Genomic DNA, 20,687 nt, shown 5'->3' on the forward strand with positions numbered 1-20,687 from the left:
GGCGGCGTCGGGCGTCAGGCGGCCGGCGTCAGGCGGCGGCCACGCGCAGGACCACCGAAAGGGAGCTGACGACCAGCAGGCCGAGGACGACGCGTCGGAAGCGCTCGGCGTTCAGGCGGTGGAAGACGTTCTCGCCGACGAATGTCCCGATGAGCAGCGCCGGCACCCCGACGACGAGCATCTGCCCGACGGTCGCGGTGAGCTGCCCGCTGATCCCGAAGCCGGCGAGCGCGGCGAGGCTGGTGCCGGAGAACACCACGCCCAGCGTGGCGCGCTGCACACGGGGCTCCAGCCGCATGCTCTGGAACGCGGCGACCATCGGCGGCCCGTCGATGCCGGTGGCGGCGAAGGAGGCTCCGGAGAGCATCCCCACCGCCATCACCATCTTCATGCCGCCGCCCAGGGTGATCTTCCGCCACACGATGAACGTGCTCAGCAGGACCACCGCCGTGATGACGAACAGCAGCACCCGCGAGGGGAGCGTGGCCAGCAGCCACACGCCGAACGGCACGCCGGCCAGCCCGGACAGCAGGGTGGCCGCCATGACCTTGCGGTCGACGTACCGCCAGTCGCGTACGGCGATCCACAGACTGAGCGGGGCGGCCATGGTCCCGGCCACCACCACCGCGCTCGCCGGGTCGATGAGCAGCGCCAGGGGCGGGACGGCCACCAGGGAGAAGCCGAAGCCCGCCGTGGTGCGTACGGCGGAGGCGGCGGCCAGTAGCAGGAAGGCGGCGAGGAGGATCAGCACGGCGGCTCCAGATCGCTCTCGCTGACGGTGTACGTCAGCGGGGGGTGGGTGAAGTCCGTCTCGTCGTTCTCGCGGCGCCGCAGCCGGTAGAACTCGCGCCGCTGCTCGTCGTCGGCCGGCACGAGGCGCGCGCCCCCGGGGAGGTGGGGGTGTCCGTCGCGGAACCGGACGAAGGTCTTCGAGGTCCGGAAGGTCACGCCCAGCCATTCGTTGTCCGCCGCCGGGGCGGGCGCGTCCAGGATGATCCTGTGCCTGAGCCGCCGGTTCGAGTCGACGGAGAACGCGACGACGCCGTTGTGGTCGAGGGGTATCTCGAACCCCTGCCCGCCGTCCCCCTTCGGTTCGAAGACCAGCTTCCGCGGCGGACCCGCTTCGGGATGCCGGTAGCAGGAGAAGACGGCGATGAACGACCCTTCGGCCAGATCGAGCGCCTGGTCGGAGTGGCCGCCCATGGTCCGGTAGGCGTTCGTGTAGCGCTCGATGAGGGCGTTGTTGAAGCCGGCCGGAAGCGCCGCACGCTCCTGGATCCGCCGCGCCAGCCGTTCGTGCACCGCCCGGAAACGCTGCGCCGGGCTGCCGTACCGGGTGGTGGTGCGCACGAGGGGCACACCGTCCGCCTCGTCGGCCCTGGTGAGCACGGCGCCCCGCCGGCCCTTCCCCAGCTCTTCCCACCGGACCGACCCGGACAGCTCCGCGAAGAGGTCCTCGCCGGCCGGCAGGGCGTAGGAGAGGATCTCGTCCGGGATCCTAGATCCGAGGGGCAACGTAGTCTCCCGTGTTCATGCTGAAGAGGAACGCGTCGCCGTAGTCGACGAAGGACGAGGTCCTGTTCTCCTCGGCGTACAGCCTGCGCAGCTCGTCCATGCCCTCGGGTGTGGGCGGCCCCAGTCTCACCGGACCGCCGGCCTTCTTGAGGAACGTGGCGCCGTCCTTGTGAACGGCTTCGGCGCTCGAACAGCGCACCACGTATCCCAGCCGGGTCGGCAGCAGTTCGGCGTCCAGCCCCGAGGGCCGGATCTCGTGCGTGTACAGGCGGTTGGTGGACAGCGGCATGAAGAACACCGAGCCGGGGTGGAGGGTCACGGTGAACCGCGCGGGCAGCGCGACCCCGTCGCGTTCCCCGACCGGCTCCTTGAGGCGGAACCGGAGGCTGGTCAGCCCGCTGGCACCCTTCACGCCGTGGTCGAAGGGGTCCTCGTCGAGGGGCTGCAGCCGGTCGAGCCGGTCGTAGAAGGTGCAGAAGGCCATGACCCCGTTGACGGGCATGTCCTTGGTCTTGTCCGCGTGCGCGGAGATCTTCGCCTTGGCCTGCTTGCGCCCGGCCGTGGCAAGGGTGTTGGGGTAGATCTGCGCGAGGACGTGGTTCAAGGGCGCGTGGTCGCGGAACACTGCCGCGGCCTCGCGGTTCAGGGCCTCGACGATCTCCGTGTCGGTCGGGCCGAAGCCCTCGGTCGGCCCCGAGAGGTTCGTGGAGCACCGCAGCAGGCGGAAGTGCAGTTCGTCGCCGTCCCGCGTGACGGGCGTCAGGTAGATCCCGCTGCGGTGGGCCGTTCCGGGCTTGGTGGACTCGGTCAGGGACTGGAACTCGTGCTCCGCGCCGATCCGCCCGAAGTGGTCGGCGCCGGGGTCGAAGAACCGGCGGTAGTACACGCCGGCGCCGTGCACGCGGACGGGCACCCGGCCGAGGCCCACGGCGGTCCACGCCCCGCCGGCGTCCTCGCGGTAACCGTGCGACAGCTCCCGGACGGCGAACACCCGGTCCGCCCCGTCCAGTCGGCCGGAGCTGATCGCGGACACGTCACCGCACAGGTAGACGGTCTTCCCCGCGAGGCCTCCGGACGGAACCTGGGCGAGCTCCTCCGGCGTGATCACGGACCCGAAGAACTCCCTGACCAGGTCGTCGTCCCGCAGCGCCGAAGGCGCGACCAGGACGTTGCCCCCGTCCTCGATGCGGGCCTCTGCCGCCTCCGCCGTGCTCATCACGGCACCCCTCCCCACTGCGGACGTGAACGATCAAGCTAACCCACGAATACAGCGACGTCTGCGAGATATGGCCGCCGCCGACGCGGAACACCTCGGCGCTTCCGGGGCCCCGGCCGCGTGAACATCCCCTACCTGTACGACGCCGGGGCGCCCATCGCCATCGACAACGACGACCGGCGCAGGTGGGCCCGCCACAGCTTGGCCCTCGAAGGCGGCCGGGACATCCACGTCCCGGGCGCGACTCGGCTGCGGCCGCAAGCGTGAGCCACGGGGAACTGGTGGCGTGGGTCGTACACGTCGGACACCGCCCCACGGTCTACGACACGTAGCCGCTCCAGGTGTTGCGGACCGCTGCGGACAGCACAACGGCCTGACCCGCGTTCTCGCAGGTCAGGCCGTCTACGGGTGTGCGCTCAGAAGTTGAAGCGGACCGTGGAGTGCAGAGCTGCGACCTGCGGAAACGTCGTTCCTGAGGGGCCTCTCCCAGCACCATCCCGGCACGGTCGGTCAGTAGTGGTACCGAGCCGCGAGAATGACGATCTCCTTGTCGGTCAGCAGGTAGACGAGGCGGTGCTCGTCGTCGATCCGCCGCGACCACGCACCAGGCAGGTGGTACTTCAAAGGTTCGGGCTTGCCGATCCCCGAAAACGGGTCACGCCTGACGTCCTCGATGAGCTTGTTGATCCGGGCGAGCATCTTGCGGTCGTTCTTCAGCCAGGACGTGTAGTCCTCCCAGCCCTGATCCTCGAAGACAAGCCTCACGCGGCACCCGCACCAGCGTCCACCGAGTCCGGATCGATCAGCTCCCGCTCCGACACATTGACGTGGGCCAGGGCGTTCTCGTACGCCTTGAGCAGCCGGCGGGCGTTCGCCGGGGAGCGCAGCAGGTACGAGCCCTCGCGCAGCGCCGCGTAGTCCTCGGCCGAGACGAGCACGGCGTTGCCGTGCTTCGAGACGATCTCGATGGCCTCGTGGTTCTCGTTGACCTTCTTGATCAGCGGAAAGAGTTCCTTGCGGGCTTCGCTCGCAGTTATGGACATGACCTGACCCCTTCCCTCAAGTGGTACCTAATAACGTACCACTCTCGGTGCCGCCCAGAAGGGAGAGGCGCCTGAGGGGCTGCCAGCCATCCCAGCACCACCCCGGCACGGGAAAAAACCAAGGGGGTCTGCCGCACGATCGGGTGACATCTGATCTGGCTTGCCCCGTGGGGCGGGTGGGAAGGATGTCGCTGTGCCGAAGCCTTATCCGGAAGAGTTCCGCCAGGACGTCGTGCGGGTCGCGAGGAACCGCGGCCCGGGTGTGACGGTCGAGCAGGTCGCCACCGACTTCGGGGTCCACCCGATGACCTTGTGGAAGTGGATGCGCCGGGCGGACATCGACGACGGGGCCAAGCCCGGAGTGAGCAGTCAGGAGAACGCGGAGCTACGCGAAGCACGCCGGCGGATCAAGCTGCTGGAACAGGAGAACGAGGTCCTGCGCCGCTGCACGTTTGGCGAAACTAGCCAACATGCAGTAACGAAGTGACTACACGTTGAAGCGGAACGTTCAACGCAGCGCTCCGACCTGCGGAAACACAGCCCTGAAAGTGGCTATCCAGCACCCATCCAGCACGGTGCGAGCTCACTCGGCACATCCGGCACCACGGCCGAACCACGGTTGTGTACACATGGCACACTCGGTACGCTTGAGCATATGACGCAGCCGCTGCCCATAGAGTCCATCCGCGACGTGCGCGCCCACCTGGCGGAAGTCGTGGAGCGTGCGGACCGCGACGACGTACCCACGGTCATCACGCGTCGGGGCAAGGAAGTCGCCGCCGTCGTCTCCATCGAGGTGCTGCGCAAGTATCAGGAGTGGGAAGAGCGCGAGATCAACCGGATCATCGACGAGCGCATGGCCAACCCGGCACCCGGCATCCCGATCGAGGACATCATGAGGGAGACGCTGGCGCGAGGTGAGTGAGTACCGAACCGTCTTCCGACCTGAGGCGCAGGCCGAGCTTCGGAAGATCCCTCGTGACATGGCGCTGCGCATCCTGGCCAAGCTGACCGAGCTGGAGACCGACCCTCTCGGCTTCAACACCACCGCACTCGTGTCCCAGCCCGAGCGACGCCGCCTGCGCGTCGGCGACTACCGCGTCGTCTACACCCTGGACAACGGAGAGCTGGTGGTCTGGGTCGTTCATGTCGGACACCGGTCCACCGTTTACGAGACCTGATCGCCGCTGACCCCACGTCAGAATATCCAGCACCCATCCAGCACGGTGACGGCGAAGGGGTCGGACTCGACAGAGTCCGACCCCTTCTGACCTGCATGTTTGCCACGTCAGCAACGTGGTGTTATTTCATCCGCTCAGACGTTGAAGCGGAACTCCACCACGTCGCCGTCCTGCATGACGTAGTCCTTGCCCTCCATGCGGGCCTTGCCCTTGGCGCGGGCCTCGGTGACCGAGCCGCAGTCGACCAGGTCCGCGAAGGAGATGACCTCGGCCTTGATGAAGCCGCGCTGGAAGTCGGTGTGGATCACGCCGGCCGCCTCGGGGGCGGTGGCGCCCTGCTTGATGGTCCAGGCGCGGGTTTCCTTCGGGCCGGCCGTCAGGTACGTCTGGAGGCCGAGGGTGGCGAAGCCGACGCGGCCGAGGGTGGCGAGGCCGGGCTCGTCCTGGCCGACGGACTGGAGGAGCTCGAGGGCCTCCTCGTCGTCCAGCTCCGCGAGGTCCGCCTCCAGCTTCGCGTTCAGGAAGATCGCCTCGGCCGGGGCGACCAGGGCGGCCTGCTCCGCCTTGAAGGCCTCGTCCGTCAGCTCGTCCTCGTCCACGTTGAAGACGTAGAGGAAGGGCTTGGTGGTGAGCAGGTGCAGCTCGTGGAGGAGGTCGCCCTGCTCCGTGCCCTTCATGATGCCCTTGGAGAAGAGGGTGTCGCCGGCTTCGAGGATCTTCTTGGCCTCGACGACCGCCGCCAGGACCGCGACCTTCTCCTTCTGGAGACGGGACTCCTTGGTCAGGCGCGGCTCGGCCTTCTCGATGGACTGGAGGTCGGCGAGGATCAGCTCGGTGTTGATCGTCTCGATGTCGTCCTTGGGCGAGACCTTGCCGTCGACGTGGACGACGTTCTCGTCCTTGAAGGCGCGGATGACCTGGCAGATCGCGTCCGACTCGCGGATGTTCGCCAGGAACTTGTTGCCCAGGCCCTCGCCCTCCGAGGCGCCGCGCACGATGCCCGCGATGTCGACGAAGTCGACCGTGGCGGGCAGGACGCGCTGCGAGCCGAAGATCTCGGCCAGCTTGGCCAGGCGGGGGTCGGGGACGCCGACCACGCCGATGTTCGGCTCGATGGTGGCGAACGGGTAGTTGGCCGCCAGCACGTCGTTCTTGGTCAGGGCGTTGAACAGGGTCGACTTGCCGACATTCGGCAGGCCGACGATTCCGATCGTGAGCGACACGTTGGCGACTTCCCGTAGCTGGAGGGGGCGGCGGCCCGGAGGTGGGCCACCGGACAGTTTACTTTCCGATGAGCGGCACTGGTTGTACGCGTGTCCGGGCGGGGATCCGGGCCCCTTCCCGCCTAGTTTGGTGGGGTGGAGCAATACAGGATGCGTTCGGTACGTCACCCGCAGGTGCCCGCCCGTGTGCCCGCCGGGGTGCCCGCCCAGTCCCGGCGCCCCGTCGCGCCCCGCCGGATGCCCCGGCCCATGCTGACCGGGTTCGGCGCCGGACTGTTCGCCTGCCTGGCGATGCTGCTGGTGGCGGGGGTCTGCCGGCTCCTCTTCGGCTCCTCCCTCTTCGCGTACGGGCTGCTCTTCCTGCCCGTCGCCGCCGCGATCGGCGTATGGGTGCGGCCGGCGGACCTGGTCACCGCTCCGATCTCGGCCCCCATCGCCTTCGCCGCCGGGGTGTGGCCCGTCTCGGGCGGCTCCGGCGGCTTCGGCGGGCAGCTCATGGGGGTGGTGTCCGCGCTGTCCCTGCACGCCGGGTGGCTGTACGCGGGCACGCTGGCCGCCGGACTGATCGCGCTGGTGCGCCGGGCCGCCCTGAGCGGGCGCAAGCGGGCCGCCCGGCAGCAGCGCAGGACGGCCGGCGCCGCCTACTGAGCGCCGTCGGCCTTGCCGGTCCCGTCCGCCCGGTCGCGGGCGGCCATCGCGGCGCCGACGATCCCCGCGTTGTTCTGGAGCTTCGCGGGGACGATCTCCGCCCGGATCCCCTTGACCAGCGGCAGGAACTTCTCGGGCTTGCGGCTGACGCCGCCGCCCAGGATGAACAGGTCCGGGGAGAAGAGCATCTCCACGTGGGCCAGGTACTTCTGCAGCCGGTGCGCCCAGCGCTCCCAGGTGAGGTCCCCGTCCTCCTTGGCCTTGACCGAGGCCCGCGTCTCCGCGTCGTGCCCCTTGAGCTCCAGGTGGCCCAGCTCCGTGTTCGGCACGAGCCGCCCGTCCTGGAAGAGCGCGCTGCCGATGCCGGTGCCCAGGGTGAGCAGGAGCACCGTGCCCGGGACACCGCGCCCCGCCCCGTACGTCATCTCCGCGACGCCCGCCGCGTCGGCGTCGTTGAGGACCGTGACCGGCCTGCCGTCCAGCCGGGCGGACAGCAGGGCCGCCGCGTCGACGCCGACCCAGCCCGGGTCGACGTTGGCCGCCGTACGGGTGATGCCGCCCGTGACCACGCCCGGGAAGGTGACGCCGACCGGGCCGTCCCAGGAGAACGCGCCGACCACCTCCGCGACACAGCCGGCCACCCCGTCGGGGGTGGCCGGCTGTGGGGTGAGTACCTTGTGGCGCTCCTGCGCCAGCTCGCCGCGGGCCAGGTCCACGGGAGCGCCCTTGATGCCTGAACCGCCGATGTCCACACCGAAGATCTGCATGGACATACGGTACGAAAGGACTTACTTCTCGGCGACCAGTTCCGCGGCCTCCGTGCGCAGGTCGCGGCGGAGCTCCTTGGGCAGGGAGAAGACGATCGACTCCTGGGCCGTCTTGACGATCTCCACGTCGGCGAAGCCGCGCTCCGCGAGCCACTCCAGCACCTGCTCGACCAGCACCTCCGGCACGGAGGCGCCCGAGGTCAGGCCGACCGTGGTGACGCCGTCCAGCCAGGCCTCGTCGATCTCGCTCGCGTAGTCGACGAGGTGGGCGGCCTTGGCACCGGCGTCGAGGGCGACCTCGACGAGGCGGATGGAGTTCGAGGAGTTCTTGGAGCCGACGACGATGACGAGGTCGGAGTCGGCGCCCATCACCTTGACGGCGGCCTGCCGGTTCGAGGTGGCGTAGCAGATGTCGTCGCTGGGCGGGGAGACGAGCAGCGGGAACTTCGTCTTCAGCGCGTCGACGGTCTCCATGGTCTCGTCGACCGAGAGGGTGGTCTGGGAGAGCCAGACGACCTTGGACTCGTCGCGGACCTCGACCTTGGCCACGTCGTCGGGGCCGTCGACGATGGTGATGTGGTCCGGGGCCTCGCCGGAGGTGCCGATGACCTCCTCGTGGCCCTCGTGGCCGATGAGGAGGATGTCGAAGTCCTCGTTGGCGTAGCGGATGGCTTCCTTGTGGACCTTGGTGACCAGCGGGCAGGTCGCGTCGATGGTCGCGAGCCGGCCGGCGGCCGCCTCCTCGTGCACCACCGGCGCCACGCCGTGCGCGGAGAACATCACGATGTTGCCCGGCGGGACCTCCTCCGTCTTCTCGACGAAGACGGCGCCCTTCTTCTGAAGCGTCTGGACGACGTACTTGTTGTGCACGATCTCGTGGCGGACGTAGACCGGAGCACCGTACTGCTCCAGGGCCTTCTCGACGGCGATCACGGCACGGTCCACGCCCGCGCAGTAACCGCGGGGGGCGGCGAGCAGGACGCGGCGGGAGGCGGGAGCAGGGGCGGGAGCAGTCATGTGCTCCATCGTACGGGGGTCTCCAGCAGGCCGGACGTCGCCCGTTCGGCACAGACTTGGCCGAACGTACGTACCGACCGTCCCCCGGAGGATCGATGGCATCCGCTACGGATCCCGCCACGGCGGCTCCCGCGGCGCTGCGCCGGAGCCTGGGCTTCCGGGACCTGGTGGTCTACGGGCTGCTCTTCATCGCCCCCATGGCCCCGGTGGGGGTCTTCGGCACCCTCGACGCGAAGTCGCACGGCGCGGTCGCCCTCGTGTACGTGGTCGCGACCGTCGCGATGGCCTTCACGGCCTTCTCGTACGCGCAGATGGTGCGGGTGGCCCCGCAGGCCGGCTCGGTCTTCACGTACGCCCGCAAGGGGCTCGGCGAGGGGGCGGGGCTGATCGCGGGCTGGATGGCGATGCTCGACTACCTGCTGATCCCGGCGGTGGCGTACCTGTTCTCCGGAATCGCGATGAACGCGCTGGTCCCGGAGGTGTCGCGGTGGGTGTGGACGGCGCTGGCGGTGGTGGTCACCACCGCCCTGAACCTGTGGGGCGTACGGGCCGCCGCGCGGGTGGGCTTCGCCGTGCTGGCCATGGAGATCGTGGTGCTGCTGGTGTTCCTGGTGGCGGCGGTGACCGTGCTGGCCCAGGGCGGGGCCCGGCGCGGCTGGCTCTCGCCGCTGACCGGGGACGGCTCGCTGGGCTTCTCGGCGGCGGCGGTGCTGGGAGCGGTGTCCGTCGCCGTCCTGTCGTACCTGGGCTTCGACGCCATCGCCTCCTTCGCGGAGGAGGTCACCGGCGGCAGCGCCCGGGTGGCCCGGGCGGTGCTGTTCTGCCTGGCTCTGACCGGGGTGCTGTTCGTCGCGCAGACCTACCTGGCGGCGCTGCTGGCCCCGGTGTCCTCGGCGGAGCTGGCGGCCGACCCGGGGCGGCAGGGGCCGGCCTTCTACGACGCGGTCGAGGCCTCGGTCGGGCCCTGGCTGCACGACCTGGTGGCGGCGAGCAAGGCCGTCGGGGCGGCCTTCGCCGCGCTGGCCGGGCAGGCGGCGGCCGGGCGGCTGCTGTTCGCGATGGCCCGGGAACGGCGGCTGCCGGGCGCGCTGGCGCGCACCTCGGGCGGCACTCCGAGGGCGGCGCTGCTGGTGGCGGCCGCGGTGACGCTGGTGGCGGCGGTGTGGGCGGCCCGGCGGGACGACGGCCTCGACCACCTGGTCTCCGTGGTGGACGTGGGGGCGCTGGTGGCGTTCACCCTGCTGCACGCGTCGGTGGTGGGGTGGTTCGTGGTCCGGCGGGGCGAGGGGGCGCCGGTGTGGTGGAAGCACCTGGTGGTTCCGGTGCTGGGGGCGGCGGTGACGGTGGCGGTGATCGTGGAGGCCTCCCGGACCGCGCAGCTGGTGGGGGCGGTGTGGCTGCTGGCGGGGCTCGGGGTGCTCCTCGTGCAGCGCGGGCGCGGGGGCGCGGACCCCGCATGATCCGAAAGACACGGCCTGGGCCTGAGACGCTGTCAGCGGCTGCGGTTAGCCTGCGTGCATGGGTCTGAATACGTCGGCTGATGCGCCGCTGCCGGTCGGTCAGGTGTCCCGGCTCATCGGGGGCTGGATCGACCGCCTGGGCCAGGTGTGGGTGGAGGGGCAGATCACGCAGCTGTCCCGGCGGCCGGGGGCCGGGGTGGTGTTCCTGACGCTGCGCGACCCGTCGCACGACATCTCCGTCAGCGTGACCTGCTTCCGCCAGGTCTGGGACGAGGTCGCGGACGTGGTCTCGGAGGGCGCGCGGATCGTCGTACTGGCCAAGCCTGAGTGGTACGCCCCGCGCGGGCAGCTGTCCCTGCGGGTGACCGAGATCCGCCCGGTCGGGATCGGGGAGCTGCTGGCCCGCCTGGAGCGGCTGAAGCGCTCGCTGGCGGCCGAGGGGCTCTTCGCCCTGGACCGCAAGAAGCCGCTGCCGTTCCTGCCGCAGCTGATCGGCCTGGTGGTCGGGCGGGCCTCGGCGGCCGAGCGGGACGTGCTGGAGAACGCCCGGCGGCGCTGGCCGGCCGTCCGCTTCGAGGTGCGCAACGTGGCGGTGCAGGGGGTGCACGCGGTGCCCCAGGTGGTGGAGGCGGTCAAGGAGCTGGACGCGCGGCCCGACGTGGACGTGATCATCGTGGCGCGGGGCGGCGGCAGCGTGGAGGACCTGCTGCCCTTCTCCGACGAGGAGGTCGTACGGACGGTGGCGGCCGCCGGCACCCCGGTGGTCTCGGCGATCGGGCACGAGCCGGACTCCCCGCTGCTGGACCTGGTCGCGGACCTGCGGGCCTCCACGCCCACGGACGCCGCGAAGAAGGTGGTCCCGGACGTCGGGGAGGAGCTGGAGCGGGTGCGCCAGCTCCAGGGCCGGGGGCTGCGGGCGCTGCGCGGGCTGCTGGACCGGGAGGAGCGGGGCCTCGCGCACGCGCTGGCGCGTCCGGTGTTCGTGCACCCGCAGCGCATGGTGGAGGCGCGGGAGGCCGAGCTGGAGGCGCTGCTTGCCCGCAGCCGGCGCACGCTCGGGCACCTGCTGGACCGGGCCGACTCGGAGCTGGAGCACACCCTCGCCCGGGTGGTCGCGCTGTCGCCCGCGGCCACCCTGGAGCGCGGGTACGCGGTGCTCCAGCGGGCCGACGGGCACGTGGTGCGGGCGGCCGGGGAGGTCGTGGCGGGCGAGGTGCTGCGGGCCCGGGTGGCGGCGGGCGAGTTCACGGTGGCGGTCGCGGAGACCGGCCCGGAAACGGCTTCGCCGCAGGTCCCGGAGCCGACGGTGGAGGCGGGCTCGACCGCTGGTCCAGACCGCCTCGAAAACTGACACATTCTACGCCAATCAGGCGCAGCACGCACCTACGATGGGACCCAAGGAATGACCGACACCGATACGGCGCTGGGGTACGAACAGGCACGGGACGAGCTCGTCGAGGTCGTCCGCAAGCTGGAGGCCGGTGGCACCTCCCTGGAGGAGTCCCTGGCGCTCTGGGAGCGCGGCGAGGAGCTGGCGAAGGTCTGCCGGCACTGGCTCGAAGGGGCCCGCGCCCGGCTGGACTCGGCACTGGCCGCCCGCGAAGCGGCGGCCGGCGAAGGGGACGGCCGCGAGGAGTGATCCGCACCACCACCCGAACCACCCGCCCAGTTAGTAGTTGAAATTTCATCTACTTTGGCCGTAGAGTCGGAGCCACCGCTTCACCTCCGCATAGAAGAAGGCTTACCGATGTCTCTCGTGCTCGATGCCGCTGCCCAGGACCTGCTGTTCCGCGAGGCCCGCACCGCCAACTCGTTCTCCGATGAGCCGGTGACCGAGGAGCAGGTCCAGGCCATCTACGACCTCGTGAAGTTCGGCCCCACCGCCTTCAACCAGAGCCCGCTGCGCGTCACCCTCGTCCGCTCCCCCGAGGCCCGCGAGCGCCTCGTCAAGCACATGGCCGAGGGCAACCAGGCCAAGACCGCCGCCGCCCCGCTGGTCGCGATCCTCTCCGCGGACAACGAGTTCCACGAGGAGCTCCCCCAGCTGCTGCCGCACTTCCCCCAGGCCAAGGACGCCTACTTCTCCGAGCGCCCGGTCCGTGAGCAGGCCGCCGTGCTGAACGGTGCCCTCCAGGCCGCCTACTTCATCATCGGCATCCGCGCCGCCGGCCTGGCCGCCGGCCCGATGACCGGTCTGGACTTCGCCGGTGTCCAGAAGGAGTTCCTGGACGCCGACCACACCCCGCTGATGGTCGTCAACATCGGCAAGCCGGGCGAGAACGCCTGGTTCCCGCGCTCCCCGCGCCTGGACATCGACCAGGTCATCACCACCGTCTGAGCCGCCCGGGCCGCCTGAGCACCGGCACGGACACGACGTACGACGAAAAGGCCGCCCGCCCCGGGGTTCCGGGGCGGGCGGCCTTTCGTCATGCCTTCAGCCGGTACGCGCACGCGGCGCGGCCGCTACGGGGTCTGCGGGCCCTGCTTGAACTCCAGCGCCGCCGCCATCGCGCCGAGCCGCTCGAAGTCGGCCGTGCCCGTCACCACGGTCACGTAGCCCTGCTCCTGCCGGACGAGCGCGTCGTACTTCTCGCCGTCCCAGCGCTCCCACGCCCGGTCGCCGACCTGCTGGGTCTGGCCGGTGGCCTTCGCCTGCTGGGTGAGCTTGGCCACGTTCTTGGCCGAGGCGTCGGTGGACTGCTCGACCGCGACGTACTGCTTGTCCGGGTCCTGGAAGCCCAGGTGCCAGGCGTTCGCGTTCTTGCGCTCGAAGGTCACCGAGGTCGCCCGCCACTGCTCCGGAAGGCCCACCGGGGCCGCCACCGGGTACGGCGCCGCGCGCCGGGCCGTGATGGTCTCCACCCGGTAGTCCACCGTGCGCGTCGGGTCGGCATCCTCGTCATGGGGGACGAATATGTAGATGCCCGCCACGACCACGCCGATCACCGCCAGCGACCGGACCATGTCCCAGACCGTCTGCTTGCCTTTCATACCTGCCACCGCACCATCGTCCCGCATCACCCGCGGCGATCACCGGCGGGGGTGGGAGTGGCGCGGAACGGGGCCGTCCCGCCAGGAGCACACGATGTCCGCTCAGCCGTACGGCATGACCGATATTCCGCTCATACGTGACCCGGTCTGCTCAATATGTCGATGAACCGATAGAGTTCCAGCACCCTCACATCCCGGCCGTCGTCGTACAGAAAGGTGCGCTCCGATGACCGAGCACAACCTGCCGCCCCAGCTCGAAGTCGCTCCCGATTCGCCTGACCGCAACCTCGCCCTGGAACTCGTACGGGTCACCGAGGCCGCGGCCCTCGCCGCGGGCCGGTGGGTCGGCCGTGGCGACAAGATCGGCGCCGACGGCGCCGCGGTCAACGCGATGCGCACCCTGATCTCCACCGTCTCGATGAACGGCGTGGTCGTCATCGGCGAGGGCGAGAAGGACGAAGCCCCGATGCTCTTCAACGGCGAGCGCGTCGGCGACGGCACCGGAGCCGAGGTCGACATCGCCGTCGACCCGATCGACGGCACCACGCTCAACGCCAAGGGCATGCCCAACGCCATCGCCGTCCTGGCCGCCGCCGACCGCGGCACCATGTTCGACCCGTCCGCGGTCTTCTACATGGACAAGCTGGTCACCGGCCCCCAGGCCGCCGACTTCGTCGACATCAACGCCCCCGTCTCGGTGAACATCCGCCGCGTCGCCAAGGCCAAGAGCATCGCCCCCGAGGACGTCACGGTCGTCATCCTGGACCGCCCCCGCCACGAGGGCATCGTCAAGGAGATCCGCGAGACCGGCGCCCGCATCAAGTTCATCTCGGACGGCGACGTCGCCGGCTCGGTCATGGCCGTCCGCGAGGGCACCGGCGTCGACCTGCTCATGGGCATCGGCGGCACCCCCGAGGGCATCATCTCCGCCTGCGCCATAAAGTGCCTCGGCGGCGTCATCCAGGGCAAGCTGTGGCCCAAGGACGAGGCCGAGCGCCAGAAGGCCATCGACGCGGGCCACGACCTGGACCGGGTCCTGACCACGAACGACCTGGTGTCCGGCGAGAACGTCTTCTTCGTCGCCACCGGCATCACGGACGGCGAGCTGCTGCGCGGCGTCCACTACCGTTCCGAGACCGCGACCACGTCCTCGCTGGTCATGCGCTCGAAGTCGGGCACGATCCGGCAGATCGACTCCACGCACCGCCTGTCGAAGCTGCGCGCCTACAGCGACATCGACTTCGACCGCGCCCAGTAGGAGCGGTCCGGCCGGCGACGGCACGGCGAAGGGGCGGCCCCTGTGCGGGGGGCCGCCCCTTCGGCACGTCCACGGCGCCGCGCGCGCCGGTCAGCCCGCCGCGGCGACCGGTCCGGGAGCGCCGGGGAGCAGCTCGGCGGCCCGGCGCCGCCTGCGGCCCAGCACCACCCGCCGCTCGGCGGCGGTGAGCCCGCCCCAGACCCCGTACGGCTCCGGCTGGAGCAGGGCGTGCTCGCGGCAGGCGACCATCACCGGACAGCGGGCGCAGACCCTTTTGGCGGCCTCCTCGCGGGCGAGCCGGGCCGCGGTCGGCTCCTTGGACGGTGCGAAGAAGAGTCCCGCCTCGTCCCTGCGGCAGACGGCCTCGGCGTGCCATGGGCCGTCCTCTTCCCTGGCCGGAACCCGCGGCTTCGGCACGGCTGCCGGGCGCGTCGGAAGACTCTGGACGGCGGCTGCCTGCAGGGACTGATGCGGCGGATGCGGCACGGTCTACTCCTGACGACGTATACGCGAGCGAGAGACGATGCACCAGTCCCTACCCGCTGCGCGTGCCGCTATGCACCGCGTGCCACCGGGGCGACCTGGTTCGTCCGAAACCGGACGCAGCCCGGTCGGGTTTCAGTCGAGGTGTTTGCGGAGCTTCTCGGCCAGGTCGACGAGGCGGGATCCGCGCTTGGGCCGGGCCTCGATGTTGCCGAGCAGGGCGAAGCCGCGGACGATCACCACGGGGGCCTGCGGGTCTGCGGCGACGCCCTCGCCGCGCACTTCGAAGTTGCCGAGGACGCCGCTGCCGTAGCCGCGCAGGGTGACGTTCTCAGGGACCAGGACCTCGACGTTGCCGAGGACACTGGTCACGGTGATCTCGGTGACCTGCTGCTCGAACACGGCCTCGGTGAGGTCGATGGTGATGTCGCCCATGACCGATACCGCACGGGTGCGCGCCCCGGGGCGCCAGCGGCCCTTGCGGGCGGAGCTGCTGCACACGGCGACCACCGTCTCGACGGGCCCGGCGGCGGCCGTGGCCGCCACGGCCTCGGGCGCGGCGGCCGGCCGGTGGCCGCCCGAGGCCGCCGGGAGGTCGCGGACCAGCAGGTCCAGCTCGCCGACCGTCTTGACGGCGTACAGGGTGTCCAGGCGCTCGGAGTGCTCCTCGGAGGTCAGCCGGCCCTCGGCCAGGGCGTCGGAGAGGATGTGCGCGATCCGGTCCCGGTCGGCGTCGGAGGCGCGCAGCCCGGAGGGCCCGGCAGCCGGCTCGGCGGGCGCGGGAGCAGGGGCGGCGGGGTGCTTTTCCATGTCCACGCCACCCAGCATAGCCAGACACGATAGATCGCGATACTGCTGGGTGAGCCTTACCTCACAGACACAGCCGCCGCGAGAGGTCCTACGCTTGATGTCCGCGCTGCCAATTGGTCGCCAGCGTGTCTGCCGAGTGAGGAATGGCTACCCAAATGCCGGAGTTCGCGTACACCGACCTGCTGCCCCTGGGCGAGGACACCACCCCCTACCGGCTGGTGACCTCGGAGGGCGTCTCGACGTTCGAGGCCGACGGCCGTACGTTCCTCAAGGTCGAGCCCGAGGCACTGCGCAAGCTCGCCGCGGAGGCCATCCACGACATCCAGCACTTCCTGCGCCCCGCGCACCTCGCGCAGCTCCGCCGGATCGTCGACGACCCGGAGGCCAGCTCGAACGACAAGTTCGTCGCGCTCGACCTCCTGAAGAACGCGAACATCGCGGCGGCCGGCGTCCTGCCCATGTGCCAGGACACGGGCACGGCGATCGTCATGGGCAAGCGCGGCCAGAACGTCCTCACGCAGGGCGGCGACGAGGAAGCCCTCTCGCGCGGCATCTACGACGCCTACACCGAGCTGAACCTGCGCTACTCGCAGATGGCCCCGCTGACCATGTGGGAGGAGAAGAACACCGGCTCGAACCTGCCCGCGCAGATCGAGCTGTACGCGACCGACGGCGGCGCGTACAAGTTCCTCTTCATGGCGAAGGGCGGCGGCTCCGCCAACAAGTCCTTCCTCTACCAGGAGACGAAGGCGGTCCTCAACGAGGCCTCCATGATGAAGTTCCTGGAGGAGAAGATCCGCTCGCTCGGCACGGCGGCCTGCCCGCCGTACCACCTGGCGATCGTGGTCGGCGGCACCTCGGCCGAGCACGCGCTCAAGACCGCGAAGTACGCCTCCGCGCACTACCTGGACGAGCTGCCGCGCGAGGGCTCCGCACTGGGCCACGGCTTCCGCGACGAGGCCCTCGAACAGCAGGTCTTCGAGCTCACCCAGAAGATCGGCATCGGCGCGCAGTTCGGCGGCAAGTACTTCTGCCACGACGTCCGCGTCGTCCGCCTCCCCCGCCACGGCGCCTCCCTCCCCGTCGCGATCGCCGTCTCCTGCTCGGCGGACCGCCAGGCGGTCGCGAAGATCACCGCCGAGGGCGTCTTCCTGGAGCAGCTGGAGACGGACCCGGCGCGCTTCCTGCCCGACACCACGGACTCCCACCTGGACGAGTCCGCGGACGTGGTCTCCATCGACCTGAACCAGCCGATGGACGAGATCCTGGCGACCCTGACCAAGCACCCGGTCAAGACCCGCCTGTCCCTCACCGGACCCCTGGTCGTGGCCCGCGACATCGCGCACGCCAAGATCAAGGAGCGGCTGGACGCGGGCGAGGGCATGCCGCAGTACCTCAAGGACCACCCGGTGTACTACGCCGGCCCCGCGAAGACCCCCGAGGGCTACGCCTCCGGCTCCTTCGGCCCGACCACGGCCGGCCGCATGGACAGCTACGTCGAGCAGTTCCAGGCGGCGGGCGGCTCCAAGGTCATGCTGGCCAAGGGCAACCGCTCCCAGCAGGTGACGGACGCGTGCGGCTCGCACGGCGGCTTCTACCTCGGCTCGATCGGCGGCCCGGCGGCGCGCCTGGCGCAGGACTGCATCAAGAAGGTCGAGGTCCTGGAGTACGAGGAGCTCGGCATGGAGGCGGTCTGGAAGATCGAGGTCGAGGACTTCCCGGCCTTCATCGTCGTCGACGACAAGGGCAACGACTTCTTCCAGAACCCCGCCCCGGAGCCGACGTTCACCCACATCCCGGTGCGCGGCCCGGGTCTGTAGTACGTGGCTCCAAGGGCCCCTCCCCCGAACGGGGGAGGGGCCCTCGTGCATGTCGGCCGATCGGCAGATGCCCTACCGGCGGGCTCCGGGCGAGGCTGGTCCCGTACCCGAACGGCCTACCTGAAAAGGGAGTTCACCATGAAGACCCGTACGCGCGCCCTCGCCCTCGCCGGAACCGCCGCCCTGCTCGCGGCCCTGGCCCTCGCGAGCCCCGCCCCTGCGGCGCCGGTCGCATCCGAGGTCGCCTCGGTGCACGGGGGCGGCGCGATCCACTTCCCCTACTCCCCCAAGGACGACATCCGCTTCACGGTCGACGCCGAGTCGGCCCCGTGGACCAAGCCCCATCAGGCACCGGGCCTGGAGAAGGGCCTGCCGACGGATGCGCGGGGCCGGGTGACGATCTCCCACCACTTCACGGAGACCGGCTTCACCGGCACCGCCGAGGCGGAGGTGGACTGCCTGGTCACGGGCGGCAAGACCGCCACCCTGACCGCCGTGGTCAAGACCTCGAACGTCGACGGCTGGGAGGACAAGCGGATCGGGATCAGCGTCCAGGACGGTGAGCGCGGGGCGCCGGACCGGGTGGGCTTCTCCTGGGGCGTCGCCAACGTCGACGTGAAGGCCGACGGCTCGGTCTCCGAGCCCCGCGTGGGCACCTGCATGGCCCCGGCCCCCTTCACGGAGGTCGTCAAGGGCGGCTTCAAGATCACGCCCGCCCCACTGGCCCCGATCCCCGCGAAGCAGTAGGGCCGGGTCGCCGGTTAACGTCGGAGTCACCGGCCCGCACCCGGCCGTTCACCCCGGTTCGCAAGGATCCCCGTATGACAGCGACGACTCCCTCCCTCCGCACCGCCCGCACCACGCGGGTCGTCGCGCACCGCGGGGCTTCGCACGAGCACCCCGAGCACACCGTCGAGGCGTACCGGCAGGCCATCGCCGACGGGGCCGACGCCCTGGAGTGCGACGTGCGCCTGAGCCGCGACGGGCGGCTGGTGTGCGTGCACGACCGGACCGTGCAGCGGACCTCCGACGGGCGCGGGGTGGTCTCGGAGCTGACGTACGAGGAGCTGTGCGCGTTCGACTTCGGCGGCTGGAAGGGCGCGGAGCACCGGGGGGCGCGGGTGCTGCTCTTCGAGGACCTGCTGAAGGAGGCCCTGGCGGCGGACCGGCCGGTCGGGCTGGCGGTGGAGACCAAGCACCCCACCCGGGCCGGCGGGCGGCTGGAGGCCGAGCTGGTGCGGGTGCTGAAGGAGCACGGGCTCGCCGACGGCTCCGACGGCCGCGTCGAGGTGATGAGCTTCTCCCGCAACGCGCTGACCCGGATCCACCGACTGGCGCCGGGTCTGCCGGCCGTGTACCTGATCGAGCGGGGGCTGCGGCCGCCGCGGCCGCCGTTCGCGGGGCACGCCGGTCCCGGTATCGACCTGGTGCGCAGGGATCCGGGGCTGGTGGGGCGTCTGAGGGCGAAGGGGCTGCGGGTGCGGGTGTGGACCGTGGACGAGCCCGAGGACGTGGAGCTGTGCGTGCGGCTCGGGGTGGAGACGATCATCACCAACCGGCCCCGTCAGGTGCGGGAGCAGTTGGAGGGCCTGTAGGAGGCCTCCGGCGTGGGAACACCCGGCCGGGATGGTCCGGCCGGGTGTGGGGGGTGCGGTGGCGGTGCGGGAGGGCCCTACGCGAAGCGCTGGTTCGCCGAGCCGTTGCAGGGCTGGAGGCGCAGCGGGTCGTGGGCGGCGGCGACGGTGAGGCACATGCCGGTCGCGGCGGCGGGGCGGAGCGTGGCGCCGTCGCGGACGAACTGCTGGTTGGCTCCGCCGTGGCAGTTGTAGAGGATCAGCCCGGTGCCGGCGCCGTAGTTGGCTCCGGGGGCGTCGAGGCAGCGGTCGTGGGTGAGCTCGACGTGGAGGGACTTCTTGGCGGAGTCGTACCACCAGCCCTGGTTGCGGCCGCCGTGGCAGTCCCAGCCGACCACCTTGGTGTCGTTGGCGCTGGAGCCGCCGAAGGAGTCGAGGCAGTTGCCGGTGGCCTCGTTCTTCAGGGGCTTGTAGAGGGAGTCCCAGGCGCCGGCCTGGAGTACGGGGGTGCCGGTGCTGGCGGGGTCGGCGCAGGAGGCTTCGCGCAGGCCGGAGGCGTAGAGCTGGGTCAGGCAGGACGCGAAGGCGCCGTGGCCGCGGTAGTTGGGGTGGAAGGACTGGCGGGCGGTGTTCTCGTCCCAGGGGAAGTGGTCCCCCAGGTCGAGGTAGAGGCCGCGGGCCCAGGTGTCCTCCATGCAGACCTCGTGGCCGTGGAAGAGCCGCGAGTTGTCGAGGTAGACGGCGCCGGAGGCGAGGGCGGCGGCACGCATGCCCTTCTCGAAGGCGGGCACGGCGTGGTTGCGGCCCCAGGTGGCGTCGGAGTCGTAGCCGGCGCAGCCGCCGGGGAGCTTGCCGGGGAAGTTCGGGTTGTCGTTGAAGTCGGGGCCGATGGGGCTGGGGTAGCCCATGACGACGAGCTTGTAGTCGGAGTCCGCGTAGCCGGCGTCGCGCATGACCGTCTTGAGGTCGGCGACGGTGGCTTCGACCTTGGGCCTGAGGCCGTCGACGCGGGCCTGCCAGCCGGGGCCGTACTTGGGTTCGCAGGTGCCCTGGCTGAGGACCCAGCGGGTGACGCAGTCGGTCATGACGGGGCCGAACTGGAGGTCGTCGTTGGCTCCGGCGACGAGCAGCACCATCTTGATCTTCGTGTTGCGGGCCTTGACGGCGAGGCTGTCGCTCTGTACGAGCTCGTCGGCGTACTGCTTGCTGCCGCCGATGCGGATGTTGCCCGTGTAGCCGCCGGAGCAGGCGACGTTGAAGGTGAGGTCGGCGGGGATGCCGGTGCGGTGGATGGCCGCGTCGGGTGAGCGGTGGCACTGGTTGGACGCGGTGTTGGTGGCGGGGTCGTAGGTGCCGACGCCCTCGCCGGAGATCTCGCTGTCGCCGAGCGAGATGAGGCCGGTCTTGCGTTCGGCGAGCGGCCGGATCGCCGGGTCCCCGTAGATCTTGGTGGCCTCGGCTGCGCGTACGGCCTCCAGCTCCGGCGGGAGGGGTGTGATCGAGCCGGACGCGGCGGGTGCGGCCTGGGCCATGGGGGTGACGGCGGTGACGCCCCCGAGGGCGGCCGCGAACGCCGCGACGGCGGCGAAGGTACATCTGAGCCTGGGTTTCGTACGGGCACGTGCCATGAATGCCTCCCCGATATCGGTGTTACCACCGGTATTTACTGGCCGGTAGGGGA

The 20,687-nt window shown here is 70.8% G+C and carries 25 protein-coding genes; 13 read left to right on the forward strand and 12 right to left on the reverse strand.

The features are described 5' to 3' along the window. Nucleotides 1–28: 28 nt before the first annotated feature. Genes ACZ597_RS03120 through ACZ597_RS03130 form a run of 3 tightly spaced genes read right to left on the reverse strand, consistent with a single transcriptional unit; the run spans nucleotide 29 to nucleotide 2,731 of the window. A complete protein-coding gene (locus ACZ597_RS03120; RefSeq protein WP_471324156.1) occupies nucleotides 29–751 on the reverse strand; it encodes a sulfite exporter TauE/SafE family protein in 723 nt (240 codons plus the stop codon). After that, nucleotides 745–1,515 carry an alpha-ketoglutarate-dependent dioxygenase AlkB gene (locus ACZ597_RS03125; protein WP_471324159.1) on the reverse strand — a complete coding sequence of 257 codons (771 nt, stop codon included), beginning with the start codon at nucleotides 1,513–1,515 and terminating at the stop codon, nucleotides 745–747. The genes ACZ597_RS03120 and ACZ597_RS03125 overlap by 7 nt, the downstream gene beginning before the upstream one ends. Beyond that, nucleotides 1,499–2,731: a hypothetical protein gene (locus tag ACZ597_RS03130; RefSeq protein WP_471324162.1), complete on the reverse strand. Its 1,233-nt coding sequence runs from the start codon at nucleotides 2,729–2,731 to the stop codon at nucleotides 1,499–1,501. Before ACZ597_RS03130 ends, ACZ597_RS03125 begins: the two co-directional genes overlap by 17 nt. Nucleotides 2,732–2,851: 120 nt before the next feature. On the opposite strand from ACZ597_RS03130, the gene ACZ597_RS03135 reads away from it, so the two are divergent. Continuing rightward, nucleotides 2,852–2,998 carry a hypothetical protein gene (locus ACZ597_RS03135; protein WP_471324164.1) on the forward strand — a complete coding sequence of 49 codons (147 nt, stop codon included), beginning with the start codon at nucleotides 2,852–2,854 and terminating at the stop codon, nucleotides 2,996–2,998. Between the two features lie 243 nt (nucleotides 2,999–3,241). Here ACZ597_RS03135 and ACZ597_RS03140 read toward each other — a convergent pair whose 3' ends face one another. Together ACZ597_RS03140 and ACZ597_RS03145 are read right to left on the reverse strand one after the other, a co-directional pair. Continuing rightward, nucleotides 3,242–3,496 carry a Txe/YoeB family addiction module toxin gene (locus tag ACZ597_RS03140; RefSeq protein WP_471324167.1) on the reverse strand — a complete coding sequence of 85 codons (255 nt, stop codon included), beginning with the start codon at nucleotides 3,494–3,496 and terminating at the stop codon, nucleotides 3,242–3,244. Next, nucleotides 3,493–3,774, reverse strand: coding sequence for a type II toxin-antitoxin system Phd/YefM family antitoxin (locus tag ACZ597_RS03145; RefSeq protein WP_384705275.1), 282 nt, complete (start codon nucleotides 3,772–3,774; stop codon nucleotides 3,493–3,495). Before ACZ597_RS03145 ends, ACZ597_RS03140 begins: the two co-directional genes overlap by 4 nt. 193 nt (nucleotides 3,775–3,967) lie before the next feature. Between ACZ597_RS03145 and ACZ597_RS03150 the strand changes: the two genes are divergently transcribed. The 3 genes from ACZ597_RS03150 to ACZ597_RS03160 all read left to right on the forward strand — a co-directional run bounded on the left by ACZ597_RS03150 (nucleotide 3,968) and on the right by ACZ597_RS03160 (nucleotide 4,955). Further along, nucleotides 3,968–4,261 carry a transposase gene (locus ACZ597_RS03150; protein WP_471324171.1) on the forward strand — a complete coding sequence of 98 codons (294 nt, stop codon included), beginning with the start codon at nucleotides 3,968–3,970 and terminating at the stop codon, nucleotides 4,259–4,261. A gap of 168 nt (nucleotides 4,262–4,429) precedes the next feature. Next, complete coding sequence (locus tag ACZ597_RS03155; RefSeq protein ID WP_019434848.1) at nucleotides 4,430–4,699, forward strand: type II toxin-antitoxin system Phd/YefM family antitoxin; 270 nt, start codon at nucleotides 4,430–4,432, stop codon at nucleotides 4,697–4,699. Then, on the forward strand, nucleotides 4,692–4,955 hold the full coding sequence (locus ACZ597_RS03160) for a type II toxin-antitoxin system RelE family toxin (protein WP_365927099.1): 264 nt from the start codon (nucleotides 4,692–4,694) through the stop codon (nucleotides 4,953–4,955). Before ACZ597_RS03155 ends, ACZ597_RS03160 begins: the two co-directional genes overlap by 8 nt. A 134-nt stretch (nucleotides 4,956–5,089) precedes the next feature. On the opposite strand, the gene ychF is transcribed toward ACZ597_RS03160, so the two are convergent. Continuing rightward, nucleotides 5,090–6,178, reverse strand: a complete 1,089-nt coding sequence (gene ychF / locus ACZ597_RS03165) for a redox-regulated ATPase YchF (protein ID WP_471324175.1) — start codon at nucleotides 6,176–6,178, stop codon at nucleotides 5,090–5,092. Between the two features lie 150 nt (nucleotides 6,179–6,328). Between ychF and ACZ597_RS03170 the strand changes: the two genes are divergently transcribed. Next, nucleotides 6,329–6,826, forward strand: a complete 498-nt coding sequence (locus ACZ597_RS03170; RefSeq protein ID WP_471324178.1) for a DUF6542 domain-containing protein — start codon at nucleotides 6,329–6,331, stop codon at nucleotides 6,824–6,826. Here the strand turns inward: ACZ597_RS03170 and ppgK are convergent. Both ppgK and ACZ597_RS03180 read right to left on the reverse strand, forming a co-directional pair. Beyond that, nucleotides 6,820–7,593 (reverse strand): polyphosphate--glucose phosphotransferase, encoded by a 774-nt coding sequence (gene ppgK / locus ACZ597_RS03175; protein ID WP_471324181.1) that lies wholly within the window; start codon nucleotides 7,591–7,593, stop codon nucleotides 6,820–6,822. The genes ACZ597_RS03170 and ppgK overlap by 7 nt on opposite strands. Before the next feature lie 21 nt (nucleotides 7,594–7,614). Beyond that, nucleotides 7,615–8,619 carry a 4-hydroxy-3-methylbut-2-enyl diphosphate reductase gene (locus ACZ597_RS03180; RefSeq protein WP_471324184.1) on the reverse strand — a complete coding sequence of 335 codons (1,005 nt, stop codon included), beginning with the start codon at nucleotides 8,617–8,619 and terminating at the stop codon, nucleotides 7,615–7,617. Nucleotides 8,620–8,705: 86 nt separating this feature from the next. Here ACZ597_RS03180 and ACZ597_RS03185 point away from each other — a divergent pair, with 86 nt between their 5' ends. From ACZ597_RS03185 to ACZ597_RS03200, 4 genes are all read left to right on the forward strand, one after another. Next, nucleotides 8,706–10,070, forward strand: coding sequence for an APC family permease (locus ACZ597_RS03185; protein ID WP_471324186.1), 1,365 nt, complete (start codon nucleotides 8,706–8,708; stop codon nucleotides 10,068–10,070). A gap of 58 nt (nucleotides 10,071–10,128) precedes the next feature. Then, nucleotides 10,129–11,421 carry an exodeoxyribonuclease VII large subunit gene (xseA, locus tag ACZ597_RS03190; protein ID WP_471324189.1) on the forward strand — a complete coding sequence of 431 codons (1,293 nt, stop codon included), beginning with the start codon at nucleotides 10,129–10,131 and terminating at the stop codon, nucleotides 11,419–11,421. Between the two features lie 51 nt (nucleotides 11,422–11,472). Then, nucleotides 11,473–11,709, forward strand: a complete 237-nt coding sequence (locus tag ACZ597_RS03195) for an exodeoxyribonuclease VII small subunit (RefSeq protein ID WP_471324191.1) — start codon at nucleotides 11,473–11,475, stop codon at nucleotides 11,707–11,709. Nucleotides 11,710–11,817: 108 nt separating this feature from the next. Beyond that, on the forward strand, nucleotides 11,818–12,408 hold the full coding sequence (locus ACZ597_RS03200; protein ID WP_471324193.1) for a malonic semialdehyde reductase: 591 nt from the start codon (nucleotides 11,818–11,820) through the stop codon (nucleotides 12,406–12,408). A gap of 125 nt (nucleotides 12,409–12,533) precedes the next feature. On the opposite strand, the gene ACZ597_RS03205 is transcribed toward ACZ597_RS03200, so the two are convergent. Next, nucleotides 12,534–13,061: a DUF4245 domain-containing protein gene (locus tag ACZ597_RS03205; protein ID WP_471325121.1), complete on the reverse strand. Its 528-nt coding sequence runs from the start codon at nucleotides 13,059–13,061 to the stop codon at nucleotides 12,534–12,536. Nucleotides 13,062–13,287: 226 nt separating this feature from the next. Between ACZ597_RS03205 and glpX the strand changes: the two genes are divergently transcribed. Continuing rightward, nucleotides 13,288–14,319, forward strand: a complete 1,032-nt coding sequence (gene glpX, locus ACZ597_RS03210) for a class II fructose-bisphosphatase (RefSeq protein WP_471324196.1) — start codon at nucleotides 13,288–13,290, stop codon at nucleotides 14,317–14,319. Between the two features lie 90 nt (nucleotides 14,320–14,409). On the opposite strand, the gene ACZ597_RS03215 is transcribed toward glpX, so the two are convergent. Next, a complete protein-coding gene (locus tag ACZ597_RS03215) occupies nucleotides 14,410–14,805 on the reverse strand; it encodes a WhiB family transcriptional regulator (RefSeq protein WP_386381584.1) in 396 nt (131 codons plus the stop codon). A 132-nt stretch (nucleotides 14,806–14,937) separates the two neighbouring features. Beyond that, nucleotides 14,938–15,618 carry a DUF1707 SHOCT-like domain-containing protein gene (locus tag ACZ597_RS03220; RefSeq protein WP_471324200.1) on the reverse strand — a complete coding sequence of 227 codons (681 nt, stop codon included), beginning with the start codon at nucleotides 15,616–15,618 and terminating at the stop codon, nucleotides 14,938–14,940. A 149-nt stretch (nucleotides 15,619–15,767) separates the two neighbouring features. On the opposite strand from ACZ597_RS03220, the gene ACZ597_RS03225 reads away from it, so the two are divergent. From ACZ597_RS03225 to ACZ597_RS03235, 3 genes are all read left to right on the forward strand, one after another. Further along, a complete protein-coding gene (locus ACZ597_RS03225; protein WP_471324203.1) occupies nucleotides 15,768–17,432 on the forward strand; it encodes a fumarate hydratase in 1,665 nt (554 codons plus the stop codon). Between the two features lie 138 nt (nucleotides 17,433–17,570). After that, complete coding sequence (locus ACZ597_RS03230) at nucleotides 17,571–18,179, forward strand: hypothetical protein (protein WP_471324205.1); 609 nt, start codon at nucleotides 17,571–17,573, stop codon at nucleotides 18,177–18,179. A gap of 74 nt (nucleotides 18,180–18,253) precedes the next feature. After that, nucleotides 18,254–19,027 (forward strand): glycerophosphodiester phosphodiesterase, encoded by a 774-nt coding sequence (locus tag ACZ597_RS03235; RefSeq protein ID WP_471324207.1) that lies wholly within the window; start codon nucleotides 18,254–18,256, stop codon nucleotides 19,025–19,027. A gap of 77 nt (nucleotides 19,028–19,104) precedes the next feature. On the opposite strand, the gene ACZ597_RS03240 is transcribed toward ACZ597_RS03235, so the two are convergent. Next, complete coding sequence (locus tag ACZ597_RS03240) at nucleotides 19,105–20,634, reverse strand: ricin-type beta-trefoil lectin domain protein (RefSeq protein ID WP_471324209.1); 1,530 nt, start codon at nucleotides 20,632–20,634, stop codon at nucleotides 19,105–19,107. Between the last annotated feature and the right edge of the window lie 53 nt (nucleotides 20,635–20,687).

Source organism: Streptomyces sp. NPDC040718 (genome assembly GCF_055593565.1).